7 protein-coding genes and 1 riboswitch are annotated in these 8,245 nt (G+C 29.6%); of the genes, 6 read left to right on the forward strand and 1 reads right to left on the reverse strand.

Annotated elements, in window-relative coordinates; all coding sequences use genetic code 11:
• Positions 1 to 415: 415 nt before the first annotated feature.
• Positions 416 to 592, forward strand: a riboswitch (cobalamin riboswitch).
• Between the two features lie 147 nt (positions 593 to 739).
• The 6 genes from I4U58_RS11105 (at position 740) to I4U58_RS11130 (ending at position 6,958) form a co-directional block, all read left to right on the forward strand.
• Positions 740 to 1,657, forward strand: coding sequence for a LysR family transcriptional regulator (locus I4U58_RS11105; protein ID WP_195931414.1), 918 nt, complete (start codon positions 740 to 742; stop codon positions 1,655 to 1,657).
• 51 nt (positions 1,658 to 1,708) lie between these two features.
• The gene (nikB, locus tag I4U58_RS11110) at positions 1,709 to 2,647 is read left to right on the forward strand and encodes a nickel ABC transporter permease (RefSeq protein WP_243269616.1); all 939 of its coding nucleotides are present in this window, start codon (positions 1,709 to 1,711) and stop codon (positions 2,645 to 2,647) included.
• A 2-nt stretch (positions 2,648 to 2,649) separates the two neighbouring features.
• Positions 2,650 to 3,498: a nickel transporter permease gene (gene nikC / locus I4U58_RS11115; protein WP_195931415.1), complete on the forward strand. Its 849-nt coding sequence runs from the start codon at positions 2,650 to 2,652 to the stop codon at positions 3,496 to 3,498.
• A gap of 77 nt (positions 3,499 to 3,575) precedes the next feature.
• Positions 3,576 to 5,177: an ABC transporter substrate-binding protein gene (locus I4U58_RS11120; RefSeq protein ID WP_195931416.1), complete on the forward strand. Its 1,602-nt coding sequence runs from the start codon at positions 3,576 to 3,578 to the stop codon at positions 5,175 to 5,177.
• Positions 5,178 to 5,214: 37 nt separating this feature from the next.
• The gene (locus tag I4U58_RS11125) at positions 5,215 to 6,000 is read left to right on the forward strand and encodes an ABC transporter ATP-binding protein (protein WP_195931417.1); all 786 of its coding nucleotides are present in this window, start codon (positions 5,215 to 5,217) and stop codon (positions 5,998 to 6,000) included.
• A complete protein-coding gene (locus tag I4U58_RS11130; protein ID WP_195931418.1) occupies positions 5,993 to 6,958 on the forward strand; it encodes an ABC transporter ATP-binding protein in 966 nt (321 codons plus the stop codon). Before I4U58_RS11125 ends, I4U58_RS11130 begins: the two co-directional genes overlap by 8 nt.
• Positions 6,959 to 7,037: 79 nt before the next feature.
• Here the strand turns inward: I4U58_RS11130 and I4U58_RS11135 are convergent, their stop codons facing one another.
• Positions 7,038 to 7,685 carry a hemolysin III family protein gene (locus tag I4U58_RS11135; protein ID WP_195931419.1) on the reverse strand — a complete coding sequence of 216 codons (648 nt, stop codon included), beginning with the start codon at positions 7,683 to 7,685 and terminating at the stop codon, positions 7,038 to 7,040.
• Positions 7,686 to 8,245 lie beyond the last annotated feature (560 nt).

The raw sequence follows: 8,245 nt of genomic DNA on the forward strand, positions 1-8,245 counted from the left end.
TATTTTTTTATGGATTTTTTGACAAATAGAAACTTAAATTTTTTATTAAAAGCTATAATTCTACAAATTATAATATGAATTTATAAAATAAATAAAATTTAATTATAAAAGACCTCGATATTGACATAAAATATTATCTATTATTGATAGATAAAATTAATCGACAAAAAACAACTATTACGATTTGGAATATTTAGAATTACTTAGTATAACAAAATAAAATAAAGTAAAACAGTTTTTAAATTTAAAAAAAAATTTAAAATGAGGTATTTGCTATATTTTATTACACAAACGATAGGGGGCAGGGTATTGTCGAAAAATGTATAAAAAAATAGAAACAATAATAAATTGGAATTAAGAATCCTCAAAAAAATGTCACTTAATAAAATATTATGTGTTATATTATAATATAGAAAAAACAAGTAGTTATAAGAGTTCTGTATACCAGATTAATAGGGAAATTGGTGCAAATCCAATGCGATCCCGTCACTGTGATAAAGGGTTGGTTTTCAAACCACTGGATGAATTTCTGGGAAGGGAAAACTAACAATGCTTTTTAGCCAGGAGACCTGCTTTTATAATAAAAATAGAGAACTATTCTACGGTGTATAGGTGTGTTCCAATAAGTCCTTGTTTGTATGGGGTTTTGTTTAACACGCTTGAAAAAGTGTGTTTTTTAATGTTTAAAAACAATCAAAGAAAGTAGATAGTAAATAAAAAGAATAATGGGGTTAAATATATGGATGTAAAACAATTGCAGTATTTTGTAGTAAGTGTTGATATGGGGAGTTTCCATTCTGCAGCAGAAGCATTAATAACAACTCAGCCAAACGTAAGTAAAATAGTCAAATCATTAGAAGAAGAATTAAATATGACTTTATTAAATAGAACTAGAAGTGGTGTTACAATAACTCCTCAAGGGGAAAGTGTTTACATGTATGCCATAGAAGTTTTAAAAAATATAAATATAATTAATGAATTTAAAAAAGGTCAAAACATTGATGTTTTATCAATATCAAGTGTTCCTAGCAACACATTATCTTTTTATTTGTCTCAATTTTATAATAAACAATCAAGAAAAGATATTAGATTAGATTTCTTTGAAACGAATGTACAAAATATAATTAGAAGGGTACATGCTAGAAAAGCTGAACTTGGTTTTGTATATATATCGAAACGAAGTATGTCGGCATTTAAGCAACAGATTAAATCAAAAGGTCTAGAATATCATGAATTAACAAAAGTACCTTTATACTTATTTGTGGGTAGAAATAATCCACTATATAAGAAAGATTCTGTAGAAGAAACTGATTTAAAAGATATAAAACTAGTTCAATACCATGAAAAGCAATTCTCATTATATAACCACTTAGGTCATATAAAAGAAGATATTATTTATAATGGAGATAGTGTTTCTATATCTTATACAAATAGTGATAGTTTTCTAATTCAATCATTAAAACATACTGAACACGGCTCTATTGCAAGTAGCTTTGTTAAAAATCAGTATCAAGAATATGGTATAAAAGCAATTCCGATAATATCGTGTGAAAGAAGTATTTCATTTGGATATATAAGAAGAAAAAAAGACAAAGTATCTGATTTAGGTGAGTCACTGATCGAGTACTTAGAAAACTTAGATGAATTTAAAAATTAAATATAAAAATAGAAAACAGTATTTATATTGTTATCTTAAGGAGGAGGTATTTTGAATAGTAAACAAATTTCAAAAAGATTGATTCAAATGGCAATCGTATTATTAGGGATAAGTTTTATAACTTTTTCACTAATATATATGGCACCAGGGGACCCTGTTAGGGCAATGTATTCATCAAGTGGTGTAATGCCAAGTGAGGAAGTGCTGAATCAAACAAGGGAAGCTATGGGATTAAATAAACCATTTTTAGTTCAATATTTTGATTGGTTGACATCATGTCTTCAAGGGGATTTTGGAACTTCATATTCTTCAGGAAAACCTGTTTTAGGAATTTTAATGGATAGATTAATTCCAACATTAAAACTAGCATTTTTATCTTTAATTATAATGTTAGTGATTGCAGTTCCGAGTGGAATAATAGCGGCTATAAAACAAAATAAATTTGCCGATTACCTTATAAGAGGAATTACATTTTTAGGTATCTCTATGCCGAACTTTTGGGTTGGATTATTACTTCTATATGTAGTGGCATTAAAATTAAATCTATTACCTGTAATATCTATAGGTGGAGGATTTAAAACAATGATTTTACCAGCTGTAACATTAGCATTTGCTATGGCGGCAAAATATACAAGACAAGTTCGTACAGCAGTATTAGAAGAATTAAATAAAGATTATGTTATTGGTGCAAAAGCTAGAGGATTAAGTGATGGAAAAATACTTTTAAGACATGTATTCCCAAATTCTTTATTACCATTAATAACATTATTAGGATTATCGTTAGGTTCATTATTAGGAGGGACAGCGGTTGTAGAGGTTATATTCTCATATCCGGGTCTTGGTAACTTAGCTGTTACATCAATCACAGCTTATGATTATCCAATAATTCAAGCTTATGTACTTTGGATAGCACTTATTTATATGATTATAAACTTAATAGTAGACCTTTCATATACACTAGTAGATCCAAAGGTTAGAGAGAGAGGTTAGTGATGAAAAATATTAAAACATTTATAAAGAAGAACAAGGTATTTTCAGCACTTATCGTAATGGCAATAGCTATAGCACTTGTAGCAATATTCGCTCCATTTATAGCGCCACATGATCCTTATGCGGCAGAGTTACAACATGCATTTCAACCACCAAGTTCAGAACATTTACTTGGAACAGATAAATTGGGAAGAGATGTGTTATCTCGTGTAATTTATGGGACAAGAATATCTTTAAGTGCATCATTGATATTAGTAGTATTGATATTCTTAATAGGAACAACAGCAGGAATTTTAGCAGGTTACTTTGGCGGAATTGTCAATGCTGTGATTATGAGAATTTCAGATATGATGATTTCATTCCCAGGTATGGTATTAGCTATTGCAATGGCAGGAATAATGGGTGCTAGTGTTAAAAATGCAATTATAGCTATTATGCTTGTAAGTTGGACGAAGTATGCTAGATTAGCAATAAGTTTAGTTTTAAAAATATGCGAAGAAGATTATATTTATGCAGCTAGAGTTACTGGTTGTAAAACTTCAACTATTATAGTTAAATATCTTTTACCTAATATATTACCTACATTAGTTATTACAGCTACAACTGATATAGGAACAATGATATTAGAACTTGCAGGTCTTTCATTTTTAGGCTTTGGTGCACAATCACCTGCAGCAGAATGGGGACTTATGTTAAATGAAGGACGAGCTTATTTATTAAATTGCCCTTGGTTAATGATAGCGCCAGGTATAGCAATTTGTATTGTAGTTATTGTATTTAACTTAATAGGAGATAAATTAAGAGATATATTAGATGTTAGACAAGAAACTAGCGAAAGTCAAGTAAGCTAATAATTTAATTTGAATGAAAATTAAATTAAAAAAAGATAAATATCAAAATAAAAGGGAGAAATATAGGGAGGTATTTCATGAAAGTTTTTAAAAGGATAAAAAAGGCAATGGTTGCAACATTAATTGCAGCTATGACATTAGGAGCGGTTACAGGATGTAGTTCATCAAAATCTGGAAGTGTATCAGCAGATTCAAAGACATTAAACTTTGGGTGTACAAATTTCTCTGATTCATTAGATCCATCATCAATAGTTAATGCTGCTTGGTGTGTAAGTAGATACGGTATAGGTGAAGGTCTATATAGATTTGACCAACAAATGGAACCACAACCATACTTAGCTGACTCAGTTGAATCAAATGATGACAAAACTGAATGGACATTCCACATAAGAGATGGAGTAAAATTCTCAAATGGTAAAGATTTAACAGCATCAGCAGTTAAAAAATCTATAGAATATACATTCCAACAAGAAAAAGATGGGAAAGGAACTGCGCATCCATCTCAATTCTTAAAATATGAAACTATAGAAGCCGATGATGAAAAAGGAACTTTAACAATAAAAACAAGCCAAGCATATGCAGATTTAAGTGCAGTTTTATCAAACCCACTATTCGTAATAGTAGATGTTGATGCAGATACTGATATGGCTGACCAACCAATAGGTACTGGACCATATGCTGTTGAAAAGAAAAATGAAGGAACTTCTTTAGAAATGGTAGCTAATGAACACTACTGGAATGGTGAAGTACCTTATGAAAAATTAAATATTATATTCATAAAAGATGCTACATCTAAATACATGGCTCTTGAAAATGGAGATGTTGATGTTATAGAAAATATATCAAATATAAGTGATTTAGAAAAAGTAAAAGAATCAGATAAATATAATGTATCAGAAGTAGTTGGAGGAAGAACTGGATTTGCATATATAAATCAAAAAGAAGATAGACCTCTTGCTAATGATGACTTAAGAAAAGCAGTTCTTATGTCTATAGATGATGAAACTTTATGTAATACTACTGTTGGTGGAATGTATGAAGCTGGTATATCTGTTTTACCATCAAGTTTAGATTATGGATATGATAAATTAAAAGATGCTACTCCATATGATGTAGAACAAGCTAAAAAGATATTAGATGAAGCTGGAATAGTTGACTCTGATGGTGATGGATATAGAGAGTTTAATGGAGACGGAAAAAATATAGAATTATCATTCTTAACTTATGATAGTAGATGCTTAAAAGAGTTCTCTGAAGGTAGTGCTGCTAATATAGAAAAAATCGGAATAAAAGTTAACGTACAAGAAACAGATGCAGATACTGAATGGAACAAACTTACTGCAGGTGAGTATGACTTATTATCAACTAACTGGTTAACAGTTCAAGTTGGGGATCCAGTTGGATATATGGAAAACTGGTATAGTAAATCAGAAGCTAACTACTGTTCTTATAAAAATGATACATATGACAAATTATATGAACAATTACTAGTTGAAACTGATGAAGACAAAATAAAAGATTTAGTACAAGAAATGCAACAAATATTAGTAGATGATGGTGCAGCTTTAATACATGGTTATTATAAAGGAAACATATGTAGTACAAAATCAGTAGAAGGAGCTAACGTTTATACAGCTGACTACTATTGGATAAGTACAGCTATAAAACCAGCTGAATAATTAAAATAATTAAAATCTGGAGGAGATGAGTGATCTTATGTTAAAGATAGATAATATAACTGTTCAATATGGAAACAATAAACCAACAATTGAAGATTTTAGTTTAGAGATTAGTTCAGGTGAGATAGTAGCCATAGTTGGAGAAAGTGGAAGTGGAAAAACTACTGTCATAAGATCAGTACTTGGTCTACTTCCAGGTCAAGGTAAGGTTACAAAAGGAGATATCGTCTTTGAAGGCGATTCCCTTCTAAACTACACTCAAAAACAATGGAATCAATGTAGGGGAACTAAGATGTCTATGATTTTCCAAGATTGTGGCGCAATGATTAATCCAAATAGAAGAATCGGTAGCCAATTCGTGGAATATATTAGGGTTCATGAAGATATGCCAAAAGATAAGGCAAAAGAAAAAGCAATTGGTATGTTAAATAGAATGAGACTGCCACAAGCGAAGGATATAATGAGAAAATATCCATTCCAATTAAGTGGTGGTCAACGTCAAAGAGTTGGGATTGCAATGGCTATGACTTTCCAACCAAAACTATTAATAGCAGATGAACCGACAAGTGCACTTGATGTAACAACACAATCACAAATTGTAAAAGAAATGATGGAACTTAGAGACAAATATGACACATCTATTATGATAGTTACGCATAATTTAGCCGTTGCTGTATATATGGCTGATAAAATAATCGTAATGAAAGATGGAGAAATTGTTGATAGAGGAACTAGAGACGAAATATTAAATAATCCAACGAGTGATTATACAAAACGATTACTAGCATCTGTTCCAACATGGAGGGAGGAACAACATGCTTAAAACAAAAAATACAGTATTAGAAATTGACAATGTAGTTAAAGAATTTCCTATTGGTAAAAATGGAAAGTTGACAGCTTGTAATAAAGTATCACTTTGCTTTGAAAAGGGAAAAACTTTAGGAATTATAGGCGAAAGTGGATGTGGAAAAAGTACATTAATGAAAATAATAATGCAACTAGAAGAACCTACATCAGGTCAAGTTTTATATCATGGGGAAGATATCACAAAATTAAAGGGAGAGAAACTTCGTCAACATAGACGTAATGTGCAAATGGTATTCCAAGATCCATCGACTGCATTTAATCCTAAAATGAAAGTAAAAGATATTATATGCGAACCACTTCTAAATTTTGGACTAATTAAGAAAAATCAAAAAGAAGAAGTAGCAAAAGAATATCTTGAGATGGTTGAGTTACCAGCAGAATTTATGCATAGATATCCGCATAATATGAGTGGTGGTCAACGCCAACGTATAGGAATAGCAAGAGCATTAGTTTTAAACCCAGAGTTATTAATACTTGATGAATCAACTTCAGCATTAGACGTTTCTATACAAAAAAATATTATTGATTTAATTAATAAAATACAAAAAGAAAGAAATCTTACTATAGGTTTTGTTTGTCACGACATTGCCTTAGTAACAGAAACTAGTCATACCGTTGCTGTTATGTATTTAGGAAATATAGTTGAGATACTACCTGGACATAAATTAAGTAAATTAGCTATGCATCCTTATACAAAAGCACTAATGACAGCTGTATTTGATTTAAAAATGGATTTTTCAGAACCAATAAAAGAAATAAACAATGACATATCTAAAAAAATAGATAATGTAAATGCATGTCCGTTTAGAGATAGATGTGAATGTGCGATAGAAGTTTGTAGTAGAAAGATGCCACAGTTAAGAAAGGTATCAGAAAATCATTATGTAGCATGTCACTTAGATTTTACCGTATAAAAATATAAAAATATTCTTAATAAAAAAGAAGTTTTGATAGATAGAAAGTTATTTATCAAAACTTCTTTTATTTTACTAATTAAATTACATATAAAAGAACACATAGATATTGGCATAGACTGCCCAATAAGATGAATATATGGAATATCTCATGGAATTTAAATTTTTTCAATTTAAGAAATTTAGGTTTTGTTCCATATATAATAGCACCTATTGTATAAAGTACACCCCCGCCTATTAATAACATAACACCAATAGATGAAAGTGATTTAGAAAGAGGCACAATTAGAAATATTGCACACCATCCCATAACTACATAAATAAGAGTAGAAATCCAACGAGGACTTTCAAACCAAACTAGTTTAAATGCAACTCCTAGAATTGCTATTAATATTTCTATAGCAAACAATACCCATCCCTTAACACCATTTAGTGATATTAAACAGAAAGGTGCATAAGAACCTGCTATTAAAATAAAAATCATAGAGTGATCTATTCTTCTTAGAAATTTAATAGTATTTTCTTTTGCGATAACTAAATGATATGTAGCAGATGCAGAATAAAGTAATATTAAAGAAATTCCAAAAATAATTACTGCTGTCAATGCAATAGGGGATGGATTTTCTAGTGTTGTTTTTATTACTAATATTAATAAACCAGCGAATGATAAAATTGCCCCAAATAAATGTGTAAAACCATTTATAGGTTCTCTAGCATATTTAGCCATAATATGTATACCTCCTCTATATATAAATTTAATATTGATTGATACTTTAATATTAGTTTAATAATAAAGTATATTTATAGATAATTGTAAACAATATATCTTAATATAATTATATCTAGATTATTATGTAATGTATGCAATTAAATACAAAAATTAGAATACTAATTAATAATATTTACAAAAATAAAAATAATATTAAAAAAAAATATAAAAAAAGTGTTGACGGATATATTTTATGGTGGTATAGTATTACTTGTCCTTGAGACGAGGACAAAACTTTTGAAGCGAGTAAGTCTGAAAGAGCGACGAAAGCTGAAAAAAGTTTTTTAAAAAAAGAGTTGACAAACAACACTAAGTTTGTTAAACTAAAGAAGCTGAAACGAGCGAAACAACTTAAAAAGTTAAGCAAGTTAAGCAAATGAACTTTGAAAATTAAACAGTAGGTTAATTAATAAACTTTAATTCACACGAATTAAAACCAACAACAAACCAAGCCAGATATTTCAGATAATGATTAGTCTGAGCAGGTAAACAACTTTTATTTGAGAGTTTGATCCTGG

It is taken from the genome of Clostridium sp. 1001270J_160509_D11 (assembly GCF_015667935.1).
Taxonomy (GTDB): Bacteria; Bacillota; Clostridia; order Peptostreptococcales; family Peptostreptococcaceae; genus Intestinibacter.